At 73.1% G+C, this 20,239-nt stretch carries 19 protein-coding genes and 1 tRNA gene; 9 read left to right on the top strand and 11 right to left on the bottom strand.

The features are described 5' to 3' along the window. Nucleotides 1-17: 17 nt before the first annotated feature. Nucleotides 18-608: a hypothetical protein gene (locus tag D5H75_RS36580; RefSeq protein ID WP_119931181.1), complete on the bottom strand. Its 591-nt coding sequence runs from the start codon at nucleotides 606-608 to the stop codon at nucleotides 18-20. Nucleotides 609-844: 236 nt separating this feature from the next. Next, a complete protein-coding gene (locus D5H75_RS36575) occupies nucleotides 845-1,102 on the bottom strand; it encodes a GlsB/YeaQ/YmgE family stress response membrane protein (RefSeq protein ID WP_119931180.1) in 258 nt (85 codons plus the stop codon). A 207-nt stretch (nucleotides 1,103-1,309) separates the two neighbouring features. On the opposite strand from D5H75_RS36575, the gene D5H75_RS36570 reads away from it, so the two are divergent. Next, nucleotides 1,310-1,382 (top strand) — tRNA-Arg (locus D5H75_RS36570). Between the two features lie 155 nt (nucleotides 1,383-1,537). On the opposite strand, the gene D5H75_RS36565 is transcribed toward D5H75_RS36570, so the two are convergent. Next, complete coding sequence (locus tag D5H75_RS36565) at nucleotides 1,538-2,488, bottom strand: oxidoreductase (protein WP_119931179.1); 951 nt, start codon at nucleotides 2,486-2,488, stop codon at nucleotides 1,538-1,540. A gap of 56 nt (nucleotides 2,489-2,544) precedes the next feature. Between D5H75_RS36565 and D5H75_RS36560 the strand changes: the two genes are divergently transcribed. Next, complete coding sequence (locus D5H75_RS36560) at nucleotides 2,545-2,958, top strand: MerR family transcriptional regulator (RefSeq protein ID WP_119931213.1); 414 nt, start codon at nucleotides 2,545-2,547, stop codon at nucleotides 2,956-2,958. 190 nt (nucleotides 2,959-3,148) lie between these two features. Here the strand turns inward: D5H75_RS36560 and D5H75_RS44425 are convergent, their stop codons facing one another. Further along, nucleotides 3,149-3,724 carry a maltokinase N-terminal cap-like domain-containing protein gene (locus tag D5H75_RS44425; protein WP_119931178.1) on the bottom strand — a complete coding sequence of 192 codons (576 nt, stop codon included), beginning with the start codon at nucleotides 3,722-3,724 and terminating at the stop codon, nucleotides 3,149-3,151. A gap of 219 nt (nucleotides 3,725-3,943) precedes the next feature. On the opposite strand from D5H75_RS44425, the gene D5H75_RS36550 reads away from it, so the two are divergent. The 3 genes from D5H75_RS36550 (at nucleotide 3,944) to D5H75_RS36540 (ending at nucleotide 6,644) form a co-directional block, all read left to right on the top strand. Then, a complete protein-coding gene (locus D5H75_RS36550) occupies nucleotides 3,944-5,179 on the top strand; it encodes an isoaspartyl peptidase/L-asparaginase family protein (RefSeq protein ID WP_119931177.1) in 1,236 nt (411 codons plus the stop codon). A 65-nt stretch (nucleotides 5,180-5,244) separates the two neighbouring features. Continuing rightward, nucleotides 5,245-5,886 carry a response regulator gene (locus D5H75_RS36545; RefSeq protein WP_202638859.1) on the top strand — a complete coding sequence of 214 codons (642 nt, stop codon included), beginning with the start codon at nucleotides 5,245-5,247 and terminating at the stop codon, nucleotides 5,884-5,886. Between the two features lie 302 nt (nucleotides 5,887-6,188). After that, the gene (locus D5H75_RS36540; protein WP_119931175.1) at nucleotides 6,189-6,644 is read left to right on the top strand and encodes a MaoC family dehydratase; all 456 of its coding nucleotides are present in this window, start codon (nucleotides 6,189-6,191) and stop codon (nucleotides 6,642-6,644) included. Nucleotides 6,645-6,722: 78 nt separating this feature from the next. Here the strand turns inward: D5H75_RS36540 and D5H75_RS36535 are convergent, their stop codons facing one another. Continuing rightward, on the bottom strand, nucleotides 6,723-8,714 hold the full coding sequence (locus D5H75_RS36535; protein WP_242454727.1) for a cation:proton antiporter: 1,992 nt from the start codon (nucleotides 8,712-8,714) through the stop codon (nucleotides 6,723-6,725). Between the two features lie 135 nt (nucleotides 8,715-8,849). Between D5H75_RS36535 and D5H75_RS36530 the strand changes: the two genes are divergently transcribed. Next, a complete protein-coding gene (locus tag D5H75_RS36530) occupies nucleotides 8,850-9,056 on the top strand; it encodes a transposase (protein ID WP_119931173.1) in 207 nt (68 codons plus the stop codon). Between the two features lie 177 nt (nucleotides 9,057-9,233). On the opposite strand, the gene D5H75_RS36525 is transcribed toward D5H75_RS36530, so the two are convergent. The 5 genes from D5H75_RS36525 to D5H75_RS36505 form a co-directional block, all read right to left on the bottom strand. Further along, nucleotides 9,234-10,055: an ABC transporter ATP-binding protein gene (locus D5H75_RS36525; RefSeq protein WP_202638858.1), complete on the bottom strand. Its 822-nt coding sequence runs from the start codon at nucleotides 10,053-10,055 to the stop codon at nucleotides 9,234-9,236. Next, the gene (locus tag D5H75_RS36520; protein WP_119931172.1) at nucleotides 10,055-11,158 is read right to left on the bottom strand and encodes a permuted SH3 domain-containing protein; all 1,104 of its coding nucleotides are present in this window, start codon (nucleotides 11,156-11,158) and stop codon (nucleotides 10,055-10,057) included. Before D5H75_RS36520 ends, D5H75_RS36525 begins: the two co-directional genes overlap by 1 nt. Nucleotides 11,159-11,275: 117 nt before the next feature. Further along, nucleotides 11,276-12,490: an ABC transporter permease gene (locus tag D5H75_RS36515; protein ID WP_119931171.1), complete on the bottom strand. Its 1,215-nt coding sequence runs from the start codon at nucleotides 12,488-12,490 to the stop codon at nucleotides 11,276-11,278. Nucleotides 12,491-12,617: 127 nt separating this feature from the next. Continuing rightward, entirely contained in the window at nucleotides 12,618-13,970 is a 1,353-nt protein-coding gene (locus tag D5H75_RS44420; protein WP_202638857.1) for an acyltransferase family protein, read from the bottom strand. 2 nt (nucleotides 13,971-13,972) lie between these two features. Further along, nucleotides 13,973-15,016, bottom strand: a complete 1,044-nt coding sequence (locus tag D5H75_RS36505; protein ID WP_119931169.1) for an acyltransferase family protein — start codon at nucleotides 15,014-15,016, stop codon at nucleotides 13,973-13,975. 263 nt (nucleotides 15,017-15,279) lie between these two features. On the opposite strand from D5H75_RS36505, the gene D5H75_RS36500 reads away from it, so the two are divergent. Then, nucleotides 15,280-15,990, top strand: coding sequence for a carbon-nitrogen hydrolase family protein (locus D5H75_RS36500; protein WP_242454726.1), 711 nt, complete (start codon nucleotides 15,280-15,282; stop codon nucleotides 15,988-15,990). Nucleotides 15,991-16,018: 28 nt separating this feature from the next. On the opposite strand, the gene D5H75_RS36495 is transcribed toward D5H75_RS36500, so the two are convergent. Beyond that, complete coding sequence (locus D5H75_RS36495) at nucleotides 16,019-17,428, bottom strand: WS/DGAT/MGAT family O-acyltransferase (protein WP_119931168.1); 1,410 nt, start codon at nucleotides 17,426-17,428, stop codon at nucleotides 16,019-16,021. 190 nt (nucleotides 17,429-17,618) lie between these two features. On the opposite strand from D5H75_RS36495, the gene D5H75_RS41040 reads away from it, so the two are divergent. Together D5H75_RS41040 and glgX are read left to right on the top strand one after the other, a co-directional pair. After that, nucleotides 17,619-18,164 carry a hypothetical protein gene (locus D5H75_RS41040; RefSeq protein ID WP_147425403.1) on the top strand — a complete coding sequence of 182 codons (546 nt, stop codon included), beginning with the start codon at nucleotides 17,619-17,621 and terminating at the stop codon, nucleotides 18,162-18,164. 1 nt (nucleotide 18,165) lies between these two features. Further along, nucleotides 18,166-20,220 (top strand): glycogen debranching protein GlgX, encoded by a 2,055-nt coding sequence (gene glgX, locus D5H75_RS36485; protein WP_119931166.1) that lies wholly within the window; start codon nucleotides 18,166-18,168, stop codon nucleotides 20,218-20,220. The last annotated feature ends 19 nt before the right edge of the window (nucleotides 20,221-20,239 follow it).

The following is a 20,239-nucleotide window of genomic DNA, read 5'->3' as shown; positions in this document are numbered from 1 at the left end:
GGGGTGGGGTGCCGGTCTCAGGTGCGCGCCGGGGCCGGGGCCGGGGTCGGGGTACGGGCGATCGCGGCGGAGATCGGGAGGAACGCCGCGAGCAGGAGGATGGCGGACACGGGGATGAGGTCCTTGCTGATCGCGGGCGTGACCAGGTAGGCGACGTAGAGCGCGACCGTCCAGCCCTTGACGCGGCGCTGCGCGGCGAGCTGCCCGATCAGGACGATCTGGCCGAGGTAGAAGAGGTACGGACCGACGTCGTAGATCGCGAGCGGCACCACGGGCAGCCCCTTGACCTCGGCGAAGAAGCGGCTCAGCTCCGCGTGGTCGGCGGAGAGGAACCCGCCCACGATGTCCACGGTGAACTGGGCGACCAGCGCGGCCACGCCCACCAGGCTCACGACGGTGGCCGCGGTGGTGAGTCCGCCGGCCCCCGCCGTACGCCGCATGCGCAGCAGGATCGGGATGAACAACGCCAACGCCGCGAGGAACGACAGATGCCCCAGCGTCCACGCGGGACCGGGCCCGCGGCTCCCGTCCAGCCCGTCCAGGATGCGCAGCACCCCATAACCGAGGACCAGCAGCGGGGCGGCGACGAACGCGGCACGAAGATTCACCGGGGACTCCTTCGAGAGGGACTTGCCATACGACGAATCCTGGAATCCCCGCCCCCGGAATTGATCGCCCCCGCGACCCATCCCGTGCCTCACTCCCCCGAGCGAGAACCCCCTCGGAGTCCCCCTCCCCACCGATCCTCCGGCCGGCCGATCAGCCCGTCAGCGGGCGGGAGGGATCGGGAGGCGGGCACGCGAGCGCCCGGCCAGTCGGACTGGCCGGGCTCCGCGCAGTGCCCCTACTGTGTCGATCCGCGCCGGGCCGCGAAGGCGCCGTACGCCCACACGAGGGCGGCCGCGACGAGCACCGACACGATGAAGGCGACGAAGGATCCACCCCCCAGAATCGCCCTGGTGATGTAGCCGCCGATGAGCGACCCCGCGACGCCGAGGATGAGCATCACCCACCACGCCATCGCGTTCTTCCCTGGCACGATCAGACGGCCGATCGCACCGATGATGAAGCCGATGATCAGTGTCCAGATCAGATTCCACAAGTTGACCAGCCTCCCCCGTTACTCGGTCAACCGCTCTCTCCTATATGCCCCCATCGGACCCTCTAACACGACATACCTCTCAACACCCATCTCCACCATCTCTCCCACCCCCACCACCCCCCTCCCTCACATGGCGCAACCACCCCTGCCAGGTCTGGTATGGTTGTTCCCAGCGCAAAGGAGCCGCCGAAGAGCGGCAAGCGCCCAGCGGCCGTAGCTCAATGGATAGAGCATCTGACTACGGATCAGAAGGTTAGGGGTTCGAATCCTCTCGGCCGCGCTCCTTCCAGAAGCCCACTCCGGACACCGGACGTGGGCTTCTCCCGTTTCCGGGGCGCGCGGAGCTGCGGGCGTACGGCCTGGCCTCTGCGGCCCCGGAACCCGGCGGGCGGGAAGTCTCCGCCTCAAACCTCGGCTTGAGGGGGCGGGTGGGGGTCAGGAGAAGGCGTTCAGGGTGGTCAGGGTGGCGGAGAGGTGCCAGAGGCGGGCGGCCGACGCGGGGTCGGTGGCCCAGGGCTTCACGCCGCCGATGAGCATGTCGTCGGTGGTGGCGGGGTCGGCGATGTCGCAGTCCTGGCAGTAGGCGCCTCCGTGCCCGTCCAGAAGGGGCGAGGTCGCGGCCCAGACGGCGGTCGCGGCCCCCTGGGCGGGGGTCTTGAAGCCCGGGGCGGGCCGGCCGTCCTCGGTGATCCAGCCCTGGGCGACCTGCTGGGCTCTGGGGATGCGGCGTTGCAGCGGGGTGAGGATGCTCCCGGGGTGTACGGCGAAGGCGTGGATGCCGTGGTCGGCGCCCAGCGCGTCGAGGTGTACGGCGAACAGGGCGTTGGCCGTCTTGGACTGGCCGTACGCGCGCCAGTGGTCGTACTCCTCCGTGAAGTGCGGGTCGTGCCAGCGGATGTCGGAGAGGAAGTGGCCGGAGGAGGCGACCGACACCACGCGGGCCCCGTCGAGCGCCGGGCGGAGCCGGTTGACGAGGGCGAAGTGGCCCAGGTGGTTGATGGCCAGGTGCGCTTCCCAGCCGGGGCCCACGCTCCGATGGGGGTAGGCCATGACGCCGGCGCCCGCGATGAGGATGTCCAGGGACCGGCGGGTCTCCAGGAAACGGTCCGCGAAGACCCGGACGCTCTCCAGGTCGGAGAGATCGAGTTCCCACGTCTCGGTGCGGGGGATCGCGCGCAGGGCTTCCGCCGCGACGGCGGGGCGGCGGGCGGGGACGACGACGTGCGCGCCCGCCGCGGCGAAGGCGCGCGTCGCCTCCAGCCCGAGACCGGAGTAACCGCCGGTGATGAGGACGTTCGTGCCGGAGAGGTCGAGGCCGGCCAGGACCTCGGCGGCGGTGCTCTCCGCGCCGAAGCCCGAGCCCAGTTTGCGTTGCTTCGCTGTCATGTGCCACACGCTAAAAGCTAGAGTGCGATCTAGGTCAAACCAGGGAGGGGATGGACATGGGCGGGAACGGGGCGGGGCTCTCCATCGGCGAGGTCTCCGAGGCGACGGGGCTCGGTGTGCACGCGCTGCGGTTCTTCGAGCGCGAGGGACTCTTCCTGCGGCCCATCCCCCGGTCGGCGGGTGGCCAGCGGGTTTATGGGCAGGCCGACGTCGAATGGCTGCTGCTGTGCAACCGGCTGCGTGAGTCGGGCATGCCGATCGCCACCCTGCGGCGGTTCGCCGGCCTCGTCCGCTCCGGCCCCGGCAACGAGCCCGAGCGCCTCCGGCTCCTGGAGGAGCACGAGCGGGCCGTACGCGAGAAGATCAGGGCGCTGAACGCCTGCCTTGAGGTCATTCACGGCAAGGTGGTCACCTACCGGCGGCACGTCGAGGACGGGACCGCGGCCGGGCTCTGGGCGCCGGCTCCGTGACGGCGCGCCGACGCCGGCGCCGGTGACGCCCTCAGGAGGCCCGCCCACGCTCCTTCGGAAGCGGGCCTCCGCGGTCTCGTACGGCGGCGCGGCGTCGCGCGTGGGCGGGCCGTCGCGCGTCGGGCGGGCCGTCGCGCGTCGGGCGGGCCGTTGTCGCCGGGAGAGGGCGCGGGGTGATCCCCGGCGGGGCTCAGGGCCGGGGGACGGTCGCGAAGACGGTGCGGGCGCTGGTGCCGTCGGGCCAGGTCCAGCCCGCCATGACGGTGCCGGGGGGCTGCTCGGCGGGCGCGGAGGGGCGGAGGACCCGGGTGAGCCGGACGTCGAGGTCACCTTCGGCCGCGAGGGGGTGGACGGTGACGGTGGGGTCGGGGGTGTCGTTCTCGTTCTGGTGCTGCGCGATGACCTCGCCTCGCAGGAGGGCCTGGAGCTGGGCCCTCATCACCGGGTCGTGGGGGGCGTCGTAGATCCAGCGGGTGCCCAGCACCCCGTGTTCGGCGGTGCCGATCAGGGCGTCGGCCGGGGCGTCCTCCAGCGGGGCGCCACGGTAGGTCATGGGGGCGTGGTAGGCCACGGCGGGCTGGGAGGACACGTCCACGACGACCATGAACTCGATGCCGACCTCGCCCTCCGGGTCGTCCAGGCGGAAGCCGCCGCCCTTCACCAGGTCGGGGGTGCCGGCGCCCTCGTACCAGGGCTGCTTCGGGAGCCAGTCGGTGAGCAGTTCCAGCTTCCCGGGGGTCATGGTCGTTCGATGGATGTAGGCCATGCGGGGCTCCCTCACACGCGTCGGTACGGCCTGCTCGCTCGCAGGTGGAACCGAACTTATAGCGAACGCCGGTACTTTCCGGACACCGGCGGCCCTGGGGCGGTCCCGTGGGCCCGTGCCGGCCGAGGCGAGGGCGGGGTGGAACCGATCTCTTTTCGGCGGGAGGGATCGGGGCGAGAGTGAGGGGGTCGGGTTCGGACGGTGCGGGAGGTTTCTGGCATGCGGTTCGGTGGACGGAACGGGATCGCGATGGCGGCCGTCGCGTCGGCGCTGTTCGTGGGCGGGTCGGCGGTCACGGCGGACGCGGCCGAGGGCGGAGGGGGTCCGCGTACGGCGGCGCCGGCGGCGGACGGCCGGGGGTACTCCCTGGTGCGGGACGTGGTGCTCGCGGTGCACGGCGGGGCGGGGTCGCTGGTGCGGGGGTCGATCTCGGCGGAGCGGGAACGGGCCTACCGGGCGGGGCTGGAGAAGGCGCTGCGGGCCGGGCACGCGCTGCTCAAGGGCGGGAAGTCGAGCCTGGACGCGGTGGAGGCGTCCGTACGGGTGCTGGAGGACGATCCCAACTTCAACGCGGGGAAGGGGGCCGTGTTCAACACCGACGCCGAGCACGAGCTGGACGCCTCGATCATGAACGGGGAGGACCTGCGATCGGGGGCGGTGGCCGGGGTCCGCAACACGAAGAACCCCATCTCGCTCGCCCGGATGGTCATGGAGCGGTCGCGGCACGTGCTGCTCGCCGGGCCCGGCGCGGACACGTTCGCGCTCCGCAACGGCGTGCCGTACACGACGCAGGACTACTTCCACACCGACCGGCGCTGGAGGCAGCTCCTCGACGCGAAGGGGATCCCCGCCGACGGCCGTACGGCGGACGCGCCCCAGGCCCCGGCGGACGCCCCCAAGACCCCCGCGGGTGCCCCCAAGACCCCCGGGGACGCGCCCAAGACTCCGGAGGACGCCGGGACGGCCCGGCCGGGCGCGTCGCAGGAGCCCGCGGGCGCCGCGAAGGCCGGCGGGCCCGTCGGCGAGTTCGGGACCGTCGGAGCGGTCGCGGTGGACCGGGACGAGGAGCTCGCGGCGGCGACGTCCACCGGCGGGCTCACGAACAAGCTGGTCGGGCGCGTGGGCGACTCCCCGATCATCGGCGCCGGCACGTACGCGAACAGCCGGACCGTCGCGATCTCCTGCACGGGCACCGGCGAGGTGTTCATCCGGGGCGTGGCCGCGTACGACGTGTCCGCGCTGATGGAGTACACCCGGGCGCCCGTCCAGCAGGCCGCCGCCAAGGTGATCACCGAGAAGATCCCGGCGCTCGGGGCCACCGGGGGCGCGATCGCCCTCGACCCGCGCGGGGTGCTCGCCACGCCGCACAGCACGGCGGGACTGATCAACGGCTACATCACCAGGGACGGCAAGGTGGTCACGCGGATCTACGACGACGAGACCCCGCCCCGCTGACCGGACGCGCGCACGGGCGGGACAATGGCGGGAGCCACAACCAGGATCGAGTGGAGGCCCGGACCGTGCGTGTTGTGATCGCCGAGGACGCGGTGCTGTTGCGGGAGGGCCTGATCGGCCTGCTCGAACGGTTCGGCCACACGGTCGTCGCCGCCGTGAGCGAGGCGGACGCCCTGCTCACGGCGGTCGCCGAACACGAACCGGACATCGTGGTCACCGACGTGCGCATGCCCCCGGACTTCGCCGACGAGGGCCTGCGCGCCGCGATCGAGCTGCGGCGGAGGCACCCCGGGCTCGCCGTGCTCGTCCTGAGCCAGTACGTCGAGCAGACGTACGCCTCCGAGCTCCTGTCCTCGGCGGGCGGCGCCGGGATCGGCTACCTGCTCAAGGACCGCATCGGCGACGTGACCGAGTTCGCCGACGCCCTCACCCGCGTCGCCGGCGGCGGCACGGTGGTCGATCCGGAGGTGGTGCGCCAGCTCCTCGGCCGCCGCCGCGACCCGCTGGAACGCCTCACCCCGCGCGAGCGCGAGGTCCTGGCGCTCATCGCCGAGGGCCGCTCCAACACCGCGATCGCCCGCGAGCTCGTGGTCAGCGACGCCGCCGTGGCCAAGCACATCGCGAGCATCTTCACCAAGCTCGACCTCCCGCCCGCCCCCGACGCCAACCGCCGCGTCCTCGCCGTCCTCGCCTACCTCGGCGACTGACCCGCTGATCCTCACGCGCGCGGCGGGGTGGCCGGCCCCGTCCCCACACCGTCCCGCCGGGGCTCATGCCGTACGGCCGGCGCCGGGTCCGGCGGAGGAGTCTCTGGTGTCCGCGCCGGCCCCTCGCGGGCAGTCCGCCCGGGCATGAAGCGGCCCCGGCGTGCCCGGCTCCCCGTTCCCCGCACGAGGAGGCCCCCTCGCCGGTTCCCTTCGCGCCATGCCGAAGCGCACAGTGCCCGGCCGGGGGTTTTTGGCGGGTTCGGGCATTGGGGAGTGGAACCAGCGGGCATTAGGTTGCGGGAATGCGAGTCTTCGATGATCTGAGCGCCCTGCGCGCCGCCAAGGGTGAGCACCTCGGGTACAGCGCGTGGCGCGAGGTGACCCAGGAGCGGGTCGACCTGTTCGCGGACGCCACCGACGACCACCAGTGGATCCACGTCGATCCCGTGCGGGCGGCGGAGGGCCCGTTCGGAGGGACGATCGCGCACGGGTACCTGAGCCTGTCGCTGCTGCCCTCCTTCATGCAGGAGATCTTCCGGGTGGACGGGCTGAAGATGGGGATCAACTACGGGCTGAACAAGGTCCGGTTCCCGAGCCCGGTGAAGGTGGGCGCGCGCATCCGGGCCGGCGCCGAGCTCGTGGACGTCAAGGGCACGCCCGCCGGGACCCTGGCCACCGTGCGGCTCACGATCGAGGTCGAGGACGCCAAGCGCCCGGCCTGCGTCGCCGACACGCTCTCCCTGTACGTCGCGGAGTGACCCCGCCGGGCCGTACGGCGCGCGAACGCCGTACGGCCTGAGGCCCGCGCCCAGCCCGCCCCCGGTCTACCGAGCGGGTCAGCGGATCGGGTCGAGGGTGGTGTCGTCCGCGTAGCAGTACGCCCAGTCCTCGTCCGGCTCGGCGGAGGCGATGATCGGGTGGCCGGTGTCCTTCCAGTGCCTCGTGGCGTGGCGGCGGGGCGAGGAGTCGCAGCAGCCCACGTGCCCGCAGGTGAGGCAGGTGCGGAGGTGGACCCAGTCCGTGCGGCCCTCGCGCAGGCACTCGGCGCAGCCCGGCGTGGACGGCAGGACCACCTGGATGGACTGGGTGTGCGGGCAGGCGGTGTCGGGGTCCGGCTCGTAGGCGACCGGCAGGGAGGTGTCGGGGTAGGGGGCCGTGTCCGGCTCCCTGCCCAGGGCTCTGACCATGGCGTCCTTGACCGTGCGGCCGACCGAGCGGGTGCCGTCCACCACCCGTGACGCGCCCGCGCCGACCAGCGCCGCCGGGTCCACCTCGTCGGTGGGGCGGACGATGACGGCGGCGTCGGGGGCGTAGCGGCGGATCACGTTGAGCAGGCGGATCGTGTGCTCGGCCTCGTCCTCGGCGATCAGGATCACGCCCGCGTCGTGGAGGCCGGCCTCCTCCAGGACGTGCTGGCGGAGGGCGTCGCCGCGGACCACCCGGTGCCCGTCGGCAGCGGCCTGGGCGGCGAGGTCGGGGCTGAGGGTGGTGACGGTGACCTGGCAGCCCCGGTCGCGGGACAGCGCCGCCACCTCGGAGGCCACCGGGCCCCAGCCGATGACCAGGACGCCCCCCGGCGTCTGCGGGGCGGGCGCCTCGGGCGTACGGCGGCGCACGGGGCGCGCGCGGCGGCCCAGCCGCTCGCCGAGCCAGGAGAGCACCGGCGTGAGGGCCATGAGCAGCACGGTCACGGCGATGAGCGCCTGCGCGCCGTTCGCGCCCAGGCCGGCCGGGCTGAGGCCGGGGGCGCTCTGCTGCAGGACGAAGGAGAACTCGCCGATCTGGGCGAGCAGCAGCCCCGTGCCGAGCGCGGTGGGGACGGCGATGCGCAGCGCGGCCACGGCGACCGCGCCGGTCAGCGTCTTGATCAGCACCGTGCCGACCGCCAGGCCGAGGATCAGGAGCCAGTGGTCGAGCACGAAGCGGACGTCCAGCAGCATGCCGATCGAGACGAAGAACACGGCGCTGAAGACGATCTGAAGCGGCAGCACCTCGCTCAGCGCGTGGGAGCTGTGCGGCGACTCGCTCACGACGAGCCCGGCGAGGAACGCGCCCAGCGACAGGCTCACCCCGGCCAGCGAGGTCAGGTAGGCCGTGCCCAGCCCGATCGCGACCACCGTGAGCAGGAACAGCTCGGGTGAGCAGGTGCGCGCGACCTTCTCCAGCAGCGGCGGCATGACCTTGCGCGCGACCACCAGCACCAGGGCCAGGACGGCGACGGCCGTGCCGAGCACCCGCGCCAGCTCCCACGGGCCCGCGGCCGAGCCGGCGGAGGATCCGGGGGCGGCGCTCGCGGCCAGCAGCGGCACGAGCAGGACCATCAGCACCACGATCAGGTCCTGGAAGATCAGTACGGCGAGCGCGGCCTGTCCCGTCGTGTCGCGGGTGCGGCCCGCCCCGGCGAGCACCTTCATCACGATCGCCGTGGACGAGAGCGACACGAGGAAGCCGGTGAACAGCGCGTCCTGCCACCCGGTGCCGAACCCCATCACGAGCCCGGCGGTCACCGCCACGCTCAGCAGGACCTGGAGCCCGCCGCCGACCAGGACGTACCTGCGGATCGCGAGCAGCCGCTCCAGCGAGAACTCCATGCCGATCGTGAACAGCAGCAGGAGCACTCCGACCTCGGCCGCCGCCTGCACCACCTCGGCGTTCGCGACCAGGCCGAGCTGGTTGGGCCCGATCACCACCCCCGCCAGGAGGAACCCGACGATGGGGACGACCCGCGCGCGCACGAACACGTAACCGATCAGCGCGGCGGCGAACAGGAACACGACGACGGGGCCGAGGAACTCAGGGGTCCCGGCGCTCAGGGCAACGGCGGTCACATGCCTCCCAACAGGCTCGATCGGTGGATCCATGCCATCAAACACGATGCCATCGGCACCAAGGACCACACGACGCGCCGAAACGAACTGGGATTACGTCCTTCCCATCCGCCCCACCTCTACGATTGCCCCGCTATGTCTACCGATCGCTGGTTCGCGGGACCGGACGGGCTGGAGGTACGCCAGGTCCGCTCCTCGTTGTGCGTGCAGCAGCGGGGGCGAGTGATCGCCTACTGCTCCTCGGTCGAAGAGGTCGCCCAGTACGTCGACCTCGCCGACCTCTGCGAGGTCATCGAGCTGCCCTTCGGCTCCGGCTCGCGCGCGCGCAACGCCGGTCCCTGACCCCTCTTCCCCCGGGTACGGCGGGCCACCCCTCGCCGTGCCGTACGGCGAACCGCGAGCGTGCCGTACGGCGAACCGCAGGCGGGCGGGCCGCACGGGTGGGCCGCCGGCGCGCCCCGCGCGGACCGTACGGCGAGCCTCGGCCGCCGGACCGGTGTCACGGGCGCACGCGTTCCGCTAGGCGGGCATGAGCTTGCCCTTGTCCAGCAGGTAGACGTCGTCCGCGCGGCGGGCGAGGGCGTGGTCGTGGGTGACGAGGATGAGGGCGCGGCCGTCCTCGCGGGCCGTGGAGAACAACAGCTCCATGATCTGCCCGGCCGTCTGCGGGTCGAGCGCGCCCGTGGGCTCGTCGGCCAGGATGAGACGGGGCCGCCGGATCATGGCTCGGGCGATCGCCACGCGCTGCTGCTCGCCGCCGGACAGGCTGGCGGAGGTCGCGGTCAGGCGTTCGCCCAGGCCGACGCGGCGCAGCGCCTCGTCGGCCAGCTTGTGCCGCCGCCACAGCTCGCGCCCCTGGGCGTACAGGAGGGGCGCGGCCACGTTCTCCCGCGCGGTGCGCCCGGACAGCAGGTTGAGCTGCTGGAACACGAACCCGATCGACTCCCCGCGCAGCCGCGCCCGCGCGCTCTCCCGCAGCTTGGTGGTCTCGTCGCCGAACATGCGCACGGTGCCCTCGTCGGGCCGTTCGAGCAGCCCGAGGATGTTGAGCAGGGTGGACTTGCCCGCGCCGGACAGGCCCACGATCGCGGCCGTGCGGCCGTACCCCACCGTGAGGTTGACGTCGTCGAGCACGGTCAGCGGCTCCTTGCGGCCCCGCAGCCGGAACCGCTTGGTCACCGAGGTGACCTCCAGCGCGTTCTCCCCCGGCGGGATCTTCAGCGCGGCGGTGTCCCGCCCGCTCTCCGGCTCCGGGAGCGCGGCCTCCGCCCCGGGGCCGGCGGGCCGTTCGCGCTCGGCGGGGAGTTCGCGTTCGGCGGGCCGCTCGCGCTCTGCGGGCATCAGCCCTCCCCCGGGGTCTCGATGACCACCTTGCCCTCCATCGGGATGGGCTCGCCGGGGCCGCCCCGGCCCTTCGGCGGCTCGACGAAGTCCGCGTCCTCCGGCGCGCGGTCGAGGATCTGCTCGCCCACGCTCAGCCCGCTGCGGACCTCCACCATCTTGCCGTCGTTGATGCCCAGCTTGACCGCGCGGGTCTCGCGCCTCCCGTCGGCGTGGACGACCGTGACCTTGCCCTTCCCGGCCTGGCCGAGCACCGCCGAGGTGGGCACGAGGATCGCGCCCTCGGCCGAGTCCGTGATCACGGACATCTTCGCCTGCACGCCGGAGAAGACCTTGATCCCGTGCGGCACCCGGCAGGACACCTGCACCGAGGCGCCGCCGTCGCCGCCCCCGCCACCGGGCCCCTGCTCGGCGTCGGACTTGCCGCCCCCGGCCGCGCCGTACGAGATCAGGGGGCACTTGAACGGGGCGGGGCCGTGGTCGATGGCCAGCTTGATCGACTTGGGCCGGTCGTAGAGGCGGTAGACCTCCTTGGGCTGGACCGGGGCGACCGCGCGGTACCGGCCGCGGTCGATCTGCATCACCGAGTCGCCCGGCCCGACCTCGCGGTCCCGGTGCGTGAGGATCTTGGAGACCTTGCCCGCGGCGCTCGCGCGCACGATCACGGTGACCGGCTTGGGCGCGGGCGGCTCGGCGGGCTTGGCCGCGTCCTTGTCGCCGGGCTTGGGTTCGGCGGCGGGCGGGGTCGCGGGAGTGCGCTGCTCCGGGATGTACTGCACCGCGACCACCGGCTCGCCCTTGTTCACCCGCTGGCCGCGCTTGACGTAGATCCGGACGACCTTGCCGCCCTTGACCGCGCGCACCTCGGCGGGCGGTTCGGCCTCGATCGTGGCGTTGAGCAGCAGGCGGCTGACGATGTCGCCCTGCTTCACCGGGATCGGCCGGCCCACCAGGGCGGGCTTGGGCAGCGGGTCGCGCGGCGGCTCGGGGCTGACCGCGCCGTGCCCGGCCAGCCAGCCGGTGCCTCCGACGGCGGCGAGCGCGACGAGGATGATCACCGCCTTGCCCAGGCGGTTGCCCCACAGGGCGAGCGGACGGATCATGGTCGGACGGCTCCCTCGGATTCCACTTCGGCTGCGACGCCGGCTGATGTGACGCCGGCCGCTCTCACGTCGGCTGCCGCGCCGGCCTTGTCTGCGTACGGCGATCGGGCCACGGCGTCAGCTCCGGATCGCGCGGATGACGGACCGCTGCATGGCGCGCATGGCGGGCAGCAGGCCGCTGACCACGCCGACGCACAGCGCCACGCCGAGGCCGAGCAGCGCGGCGCGCAGCGGGAACGACAGGTTCGCCACTTCCCCGACCATGCGGCCGAGCAGGCCGATCACCGGCTCGTGCGCGATCCAGGCGACGCCGATGCCGACCAGGCCGCCCACGGCGGACACGATCAGGGACTCCAGCAGGACCGTCAGGAACAGGTCGGGCCCCGTCGCGCCGAAGCAGCGCTGCACGCCCAGCTCGGCCCGGCGGTGCTTGATCGCCGACAGGCCCAGCGCCAGCACCGGCAGCGAGCCGAGCACGATCACGGCCAGGGCCGCGCCGAGCAGCAGCATGTTCAGCGTGCTGCCGATCCGGCCGAAGTCGTTCTGCATCCGGTCCACGGTCGCGGCCTTGGGCATGCCCCAGGCGGACGTGCTGGCCGCCTTCACCCGCTCGATCAGCGCGTCGGCGTCACTCTCCGGCACGCGCACCTGGAACTGCGAGTAGTCCTCGGCCATGCCCAGGTCCACCATCACGTCGAAGGGCAGGTAGACCTCGGGCGGCCGGCCCCGCTCCGCGCCCTCCTCGCCGATGTCGAGCACGCCCACGATCCGCGCCCGGATCCAGCGGTCGGCCGCGATGTCCACGGTCTCGCCGATGGCGGACGCGCCGGGCAGCCCCAGCCGCGCCGCGAACCCGCGGCTCACCACCAGCGACGGCTCCAGCCGCCGCAGGTCGCCCTCGGTCAGCCAGCGGCCGTGCGCGACGCGGATGCGCCGGATCCGGTCGTAGTCGGGGTCCACGCCGCGCGTGATGACCTGCATGTCGCCCTGGATCGTGTGGTCGCCCCGCCGGTAGACGGCCGCGCCCCACTCCCGGACGGGCGTGTGCAGGACGCCGTACTCCCGCATGGTCGCCCGCATCCGGTTCACGGTCTCCCGGTCCAGGGAGGGCGGGCCGTTCTCGCTCTCGGGCGGCATGATCGTGATGGTGCCGGGGCGGCCGGCGAAGCGCTCGAACTCCTGCTGCGCCATCTGGGAGGAGCTGGAGGCCACCAGCGTGACCATCGTGACCGCCGCGACGCCGATCGCGACGCAGATCACCGACAACGCCGCCCGCACCTTGCTGTGGCGAATCTCCGCGAGCGCGGAGACCAGCATCCCCCAGAGCGGCATCGGTTACGTCACATGTCTCCCCGTTGACCCCGTCCCGATACGGGGAATGATCGGCACACTAGCGTACAGATGCCTCTATGAGGGTAAGAATCTGAGCTTGTCCTGACTGTTACCTGTGCGGCGTTGTTCACGTTCCGTGTGGGGCGGGCGGCAGGCCCCCACCCCCGCCGACCTGCCCCGCTGCCGCTCCGCCGACCTGCCCCGCTGCCGCTCCGCCGACCTGCCCCGCGGCCGATCCGGGGGCCGCCCCGGCCGGCGTCGCCGTACCGGCCGCCGGCCTCCGCTGGGGCGGCACGCCTGGAAAGCCTGGCGGCACACCGGGAGAGTCGGACGGCACGCCGGGAGAGTCGGACGGCACGCCGGGAGAGTCGGACGGCACGCCGGGAGAGCGGGGCGGCACACCGGGAGAGCGGGGCGGCACACCGGGGGGACCGCCCTCCCCGGTCCTCGGCGGTGCGTCGGCGGAGCGCATGAGGGCGAGTGACGTGCTCAGCCGGGCCCTGAGCAGCCGCTGCAGGGGCCGCTCGGCGAACCGGTGCACCAGGTAGGCGAGGCCGATCGCACCCGCCGTGCTGACCGCCATCGCTGCCCAGGCCGGGAGCGCGTCGCGGGTCAGCCGGATCAGGTAGACGCCGGTCTGCTGGTGGAACAGGTAGAGCGGATAGGTGAGCGCCCCCAGCGCGGTCAGCCCGGTCCAGCTCAGGCGGCGCAGCAGCCCGGTCGCGGCGAGCGCCGTCACCGCGAAGATCCCGATCACGATGTACGGCCCCGCGGGCTCCTTGGCCGTGTCCACGTTGAGCGCGGCCAGGGCGCAGGAGACGACCACGAGCGCCCACGGCAGCGGCCGGTGGCCCACGCGGTGGATCAGGTAGAGCGCCATGCCGCCGATGAAGTAGTGGTTCCAGCCGGTGAGCAGCAGCAGGCCCGCCGTACTCCAGTCGGTCAGCGTCATGAGCAGGGAGAGCAGCAGCCAGCCGACCAGGAACGCCAGCGTGGTCCGGTAACCCGGCCGGAGCAGCACGAGCAGGCAGGCGATCAGGTAGAAGCGGAGCTCGACCGAGAGCGTCCAGTAGACGACCTCGATCGCCCGGCCCCCGGCGGGCTCCTGGAGCATGGTGAGGTTGAGGATCACCTCGCCCAGGCGGCGCGGCGGGTCGCCCAGGACGAGCTGGGACCCGGCGACGAAGAGCACGCTCAGCCAGTACGCCGGCATCAGCCGGACGATGCGCGAGGCGGCGAAGTCCCCGGCGCTGTTCCGCCCCCAGACGCTCATCAGGATGACGAACCCGCTGATGACGAAGAACAGGTCCACGCCGTACTTGCCGTGGCGCGTGATCTCGTGGACCGCCTCCGGGAACGGGTTCGGCGTCCCCCAGGCCTGCTTGCCGGGGTAGTGGAAGGCCAGCACGGCCAGCGCCGCGACGAACCGCAGCAGGTCCAGCTCGCGCAGCCGCGGCCGCGCCCCGGGGGTGACGTCCACGCTCAGGCTCCCTTCACCGCCGCCGCCCGCGTCGCGACACGCCGTCGCGTCAGCCGTACGGCGGGCCGCTCGACGAGGTGGCGCACCAGGTACGCCAGGGCGACGGAGACCGCGAGCGCGACCGCGACCACCGCCCACGGGGTCAGGTGCCGCCGCAGCACCGGGATCAGCGCCATCGCGGTCACCTGGTGGAACAGGAACAGCGGGTAGGCCAGCTCCGCCAGCCCGGTCAGCCAGGGGCGCTCCCGGATCCGGAACACCCCGGCCGCGGCCAGCGCGGGCAGCGCGAAGACCGCCGTCACGGCCGCGACCACGAGAAGCGGCGTGGAGCCCCCGGGCCGCATCTCCGGCCGCACCGCGTAGTACACCGCGAGAGCCCACCCCACGCCCGCGAACCCCCACGGCACGATCGCCGGGCCGTGCCGCCGGATCAGCGCGAACGCCATCCCGGCGAGGAAGTACGGGGCCTCCTCCCGCAGGAACAGGGCCTGGAGCACCGCCTCGTCCTTGTGGGCGAACAGCGAGGCGGCGAGCCAGACGGACATGAAGACCACCGTCCGCCGGTAGGTGGCCCCGGCGGCGGCCAGGACCGCTGCGAGCAGGAAGAACCGCAGCTCGGCCCAGAGCGCCCAGTAGATCGGCTGCGCGTGCGGTACGCCCAGGACGGACTGGAACAACGTCAGGTTGGCCGCCCACTCGCCGATCCCGAGCGGGGGGCCGAGCCGGATCCACCCCGGCAGGAACGCCCCGAGCGCGACCGCGGCCACGCTGACCCAGTAGGCCGGATAGATCCGGGCGAGCCGCGCGAGGAGGAACTCGCGGGCGCCCCGCCCCCGCAGGCTCTCCAGCACGAGGAACCCGCTGATCACGAAGAACAGCCGCGCGACGTGCTCCCCGAGCAGCGCGCCGGGCCCGAACAGCTCGGTCGGCCGCATCGCCCACACGCGGGCGTCGACGCCGAGCCAGCCGTACGCCATCCCGGCGAGGACCGCGACGAGGCGCAGTAAGTCCAGCTCAGCGAGCCGTTTCGAGGGGGTGGAGAGCACGCGTCATGGTAACGACTCTGTTATCGGAAATTTCGGGAATTCACAGCTTTCACACAGAATCTCCTAACTTTCATCCTGCTCTCAGCTCCCGCTCGACCACCCGCGGCGCTCAGGCCCCGGCGCCCGCGGCGCTCAGGCCCCGGGCGGGTCCGCGTACGGCCCGCACGTGGGCGAGGGCGGGGGCGGGGGCGGGGGCGCAAATCGCTTATGTCCTGGATGCGGAGATTCGTACACTCGATCATGGAGGTCGGAGGGAGACGCCGGTGGACGTGAGAGCGCCGCTGACCATCGCGGTCGCGCAGCCGGGCTGCGAGCCGTACGACGTGGGGGCGAACGCGGCGGCCCACGCCGAGCTGGTCCGCGCGTCGGAGGCGCGGGTCGTGGTCTTCCCCGAGCTCTCCCTCACCGGCTACCACCTGGACGCCCAGGTCCTCGACCCGGGCGATCCCCGGCTGGCCGTCCTCGCCGGGGCGTGCGCGGAGACGGGGACGCTCGCCCTGGCCGGGGCGCCGGTCGCGGACGGCGAGGGCCTCGCGTACATCGGCGTGCTGGCGATCACCGGCGAGGGGGCCCGGGTGGCCTACCGGAAGATGTACCTGGGCGGGGACGAGACGTTCCGCTTCACCCCGGGTCCTGCCCCGGTCGTCCTGGATGTGGACGGGTGGCGGCTGGGCCTGGCGATCTGCAAGGACACCGGGGTCCCGGAGCACGCCGCCGCCACCGCCGCCCGGGGCATGGACGTCTATGTCGCGGGCGTCCTGGAGCATGCCCACGACGGAGGGGTGCCGCCCGAGCGCGCCCTCCGGGTGATCGGGGACCACGGCGTCTGGGCCGCGACCGCCTCCTTCGCCGCGCCCACCGGCGAGGGCTACACGCGCCCGGCCGCCCACTCCGCGATCTGGTCCCCGGACGGGGCGGTGGCGGCCGCGGCCGGCACGGAGATCGGCGGCCTGGCCCGCGCGACCCTGACCTGACCCACCCCGCGGTCCCCCGCCCCCCGCGCTACTTGACGGCGGCGAGGAGGGCGTCCAGTTCCTCCTGGAGGTGGGCGGCGATGTCGTCCACGTCGGGGACGAGCTCGCGGCAGGCCAGCAGCCCGAAGTGGAGCTGGCCCAGGTAGCTGAGGACGGTGATGTTCAGGCCCTGGCTGTCCGTCAGCGCGGACAGCGGGTAGTAGGCCAGGAGCTTGGCGCCGCCCAGGTAGAGCGGGAAGCCGGGGCCGGGGACGTTGGAGATGACGATGTTGGCCGGGGGGTCGATCCAGTCGGCCCAGCGGATCCGGGAGATGGCCCGCGCGGCCAGGGCGGCCACGGCGGGGGTGGCGAACTTGGCGAAGTCCTGGAGCATCGTCGCGGGCAGCGCGCCGTGCTGCTCCTTCGCGCCGGCCATCGCGGCCTGGACGGCCCGCAGGCGCTCCACCGGGTCGGCCAGGTGCGTGGGGAGGCCGGGGAACATCACCGAGACCTGGTTGCCCAGCGTGCCCCGGGTCTCCTCGGTGCGGACCGAGATGGGGACGGCGGCCACCAGGGGGTTGTCCGGGAGCGCGTCGTGGTCCTCGAGCCAGCGGCGGAGAGCCCCCGCGCACATGGCCATGACCACGTCGTTGACCGTGCACTTGTAGTGGTTCTTGACGTCCTTCACGTCGTCGAGGGACATCGAGCGGAAGGCCCAGCGGCGGTGCCGGGAGATCGTGGCGTTGAACGGCGTGCGCGGGGCCAGGACCGAGGGCATCGAGGGCCGGGTGAGGCCGTCCTCGCGAATGGGGCTGACGGCGCGGGCGGCCAGCCGTACCGGGGCGGTCAGGGACGGGATGAGGCGCAGGGCGCGCAGCGGGTTCGCCAGGAGGCCCACGGCGCCCCTGGCCAGGAGTTCGAGCTGGCCGGGGGCGGGCTCGGGACGCCAGGTGTCCGCCGGGGGCTGGGGCGGCGCCTGACCGGGCGCGACGTCGAGGAGGGTGGCCAGGACCTCGGCGCCGGACACGCCGTCGATCGCCGCGTGGTGCGCCTTCGTGTAGACCGCGACGCGGCCGCCTTCCAGGCCGTGGATCAGGTACGTCTCCCAGAGGGGCCGGGCGCGGTCGAGGGGGCGGGCCGACAGGCGGGCGCACTGCTCGGCGAGCTGCGCGTCGTTGCCCGGGGGCGCGAGCGCCAGCTCCCGGATGTGGTACTCCAGGTCGAAGTCCTCGTCGTCCACCCAGTACGGCTGGTCGATGCCGAGCGGGACCTCGGCCAGCTTGCAGCGGAGGATCGGGAGCCGGTCCAGCCGGGTGCTCACGTGACGGCACAGCCAGTCGAGGGTGAGCGGCTCCTCGGCGGTGGACGGGTCGAGGACGCACACCGAGGCGATGTGCAGCATGGTCCCCCGGGTCTCCAGATTCAGGAAGATCGCGTCAAGGCCCGAGAGCTGCTGCATGGGCGACTCCTCACGCCGGGAGAAAAGTCCGGGTGATTGTCATGCTCCAACGGGAGATGGCGGTGTCAATCCCCCTTCGCCGCTTTGGCGATCTCGAACGTCTTTGCTCCCGGTAGAAGCTGGCCTTGCGCCGTCTCGGGTAGTTGTCCGGTTAGTCCGAATACCTGCGCAGACGGGGGAGGCGGGGACGATGGACGCTCAGGCGGAACCCCGGAGCAAGACGCCCGCGAAGAAGGCCGCCCGGAGCGCCGCGGCGCGCGCGGGCACGGCGGGCGGGCCCGCGCCGGCCGCCGGCACGAGACGGGGACGCGCGAGGCCGAGGAGCGCGACGGCTGCGAGCACGACGGCGGGCACGACGGCGGGCAGGACCGCGCGGGGCAGCGCGACACAGGGGAAGACCGCGCCGGGGAAGACCGCGCCGGGGGAGACCGCGCCGGGCGGCGCGATGGCGGCGAAGGCCGTTCCGGGCGGCGCGATGGCGGCGAAGGCCGTACCGGGCGGCGCGACGGCGGGGAGCGCGACGCGGGTGAAGACCGAGGCGCTGGCCCGCCGGTTGTCCGCGCAGTTCCTGTGCGTTCCGGCGTTCCAGGTGGAGCGGTGCGTGCGCGACGTGTGCGCGTGCGCCGAGCACCTGGGGTTCCCGTCGGACCTGGGCATGATCGAACGGCTGGCGCGGCAGCGGCTCGTCGGGATGGCCAAGGCCGGCTCGCCCGCCGCCCGGCCGTACGGCGCCTGACATGGAGGTCTGGCCCGGCCATCCCTATCCGCTCGGGGCCAACTACGACGGTTCCGGGACCAACTTCGCACTCTTCTCGAAGGTCGCCGAACGCGTCGAGCTCTGCCTCTTCGCCGAGGACGGCGCGGAGACCCGGGTCGAGCTGCGCGAGGTGGACGCGTTCGTGTGGCACGCGCACCTGCCACGCGTGGGCCCCGGCCAGCGGTACGGCTACCGCGTCCACGGCCCGCACGACCCGGCGGCGGGGCACCGATGCGACCCGGGCCGGCTCCTGCTGGACCCGTACGCCAAGGCGATCGAGGGCTCGATCGACTGGGACGAGCCCGACCACGGGATGCGGTCGGTCGTGGTCAGCCCGTACTTCGACTGGGGGGCCGACCGGCCGCCGCGCATCGCGTACCAGGACTCGGTGATCTACGAGGCGCACGTGCGCGGGCTGACCCTGCGGCACCCCGGCGTCCCGGCGGAGATGCGCGGGACGTACTCGGCCATCGCGCACCCGGCGGTGATCGAGCACCTGACGCGCATCGGCGTGACCGCGATCGAGCTGATGCCCGTGCACCAGTTCGCGCACGACGAGCGGCTGGTACGGCGGGGCCTGCGCAACTACTGGGGCTACAACACGATCGGCTTCTTCGCCCCGCACAACGAGTACGCCTCGGCCGGGGACCGGGGTGAGCAGGTCACCGAGTTCAAGGGCATGGTCAAGGCGCTGCACGAGGCCGGGATCGAGGTCATCCTCGACGTCGTCTACAACCACACGGCCGAGGGCGGCGAGGGCGGCCCGACGCTGTGCTTCCGGGGCATCGACAACGCGTCGTACTACCGGCTCGACGGCAGGGGGAACTACATCGACACCACCGGCACGGGCAACAGCATGCTCGTGCGCGATCCGCACGTCCTCCAGCTCATCATGGACTCGCTGCGGTACTGGGTGTCGGAGATGCACGTGGACGGGTTCCGCTTCGACCTGGCGGCGGCCCTCGCGCGGGAGCTGCACGACGTGGACAAGCTGGCCGCGTTCTTCGACCTCGTGCAGCAGGACCCGGTCGTGTCGCAGGTCAAGCTCATCGCCGAGCCCTGGGACGTGGGCGACGGGGGTTACCAGGTGGGCAACTTCCCGCCGCTGTGGACCGAGTGGAACGGCCGCTACCGCGACGCCGTGCGCGACTTCTGGCGCGGGCGGCAGGAGACGCTGCCGGAGTTCGCCTCCCGGCTGACCGGCTCCAGCGACCTCTACCAGGACGACGGCCGCCGCCCGGTCGCCTCGATCAACTTCGTGACCTGCCACGACGGGTTCACCCTCGCCGACCTCGTGTCGTACGACCGCAAGCACAACGAGGCCAACGGGGAGGACAACCGGGACGGGTCGGACGACAACCGGTCCTGGAACTGCGGCGTGGAGGGCCCGGCGGACGACCCGTCGGTGAGCGCGCTGCGAAACCGCCAGCGGCGCAACCTCCTCACCACGCTCTTCCTGTCCCAGGGCGTGCCCATGCTGAGCCACGGCGACGAGCTGGGCCGCACGCAGCGCGGCAACAACAACGCCTACTGCCAGGACACGGAGCTGGCCTGGGTGGACTGGGACACGGCAGGGGAGAACGAGGCCCTGCTGGAATACGTCGAACGGCTCGCCCGGCTGCGCCGCGGGCACCCGGTCTTCCGGCGCCGCAGGTTCTTCCGCGGCCGTCCCGTCGGCGGCTCGGACCTGCCGGACATCGCTTGGTTCACGCGCTCTGGCGAGGAGATGGGCCCCCGTGACTGGGCCGTCGACTCCGCGCGCTCCCTGGCGGTCTTCCTCAACGGCGACGCGATCACCGAGCCGGACCCGCGCGGCGGGCGCATCCGCGACGACTCGTTCCTGATGCTGCTCAACGCCCACGACGAGGACGTGCGCTTCACGCTCCCGCCCGAGGCGTACGGCGAGAGCTGGGTCAAGGAGCTGGACACGGCGGTGCCGCGCCCGCCGTCGGAGGAGCGCCCGGTCAAGTCCGGCGACCGCGTGCGCGTCCCGGCCCGGTCCATCCAGCTCCTCCGCCGCTGCCCCGCCCCCTGAGCGGGGAGGGCGCCGGTCG

This window comes from Bailinhaonella thermotolerans, assembly GCF_003594875.1.
GTDB classification, from domain to species: Bacteria; Actinomycetota; Actinomycetes; order Streptosporangiales; family Streptosporangiaceae; genus Bailinhaonella; species Bailinhaonella thermotolerans.
This window is presented reverse-complemented; position numbering and strand designations above follow the sequence as displayed.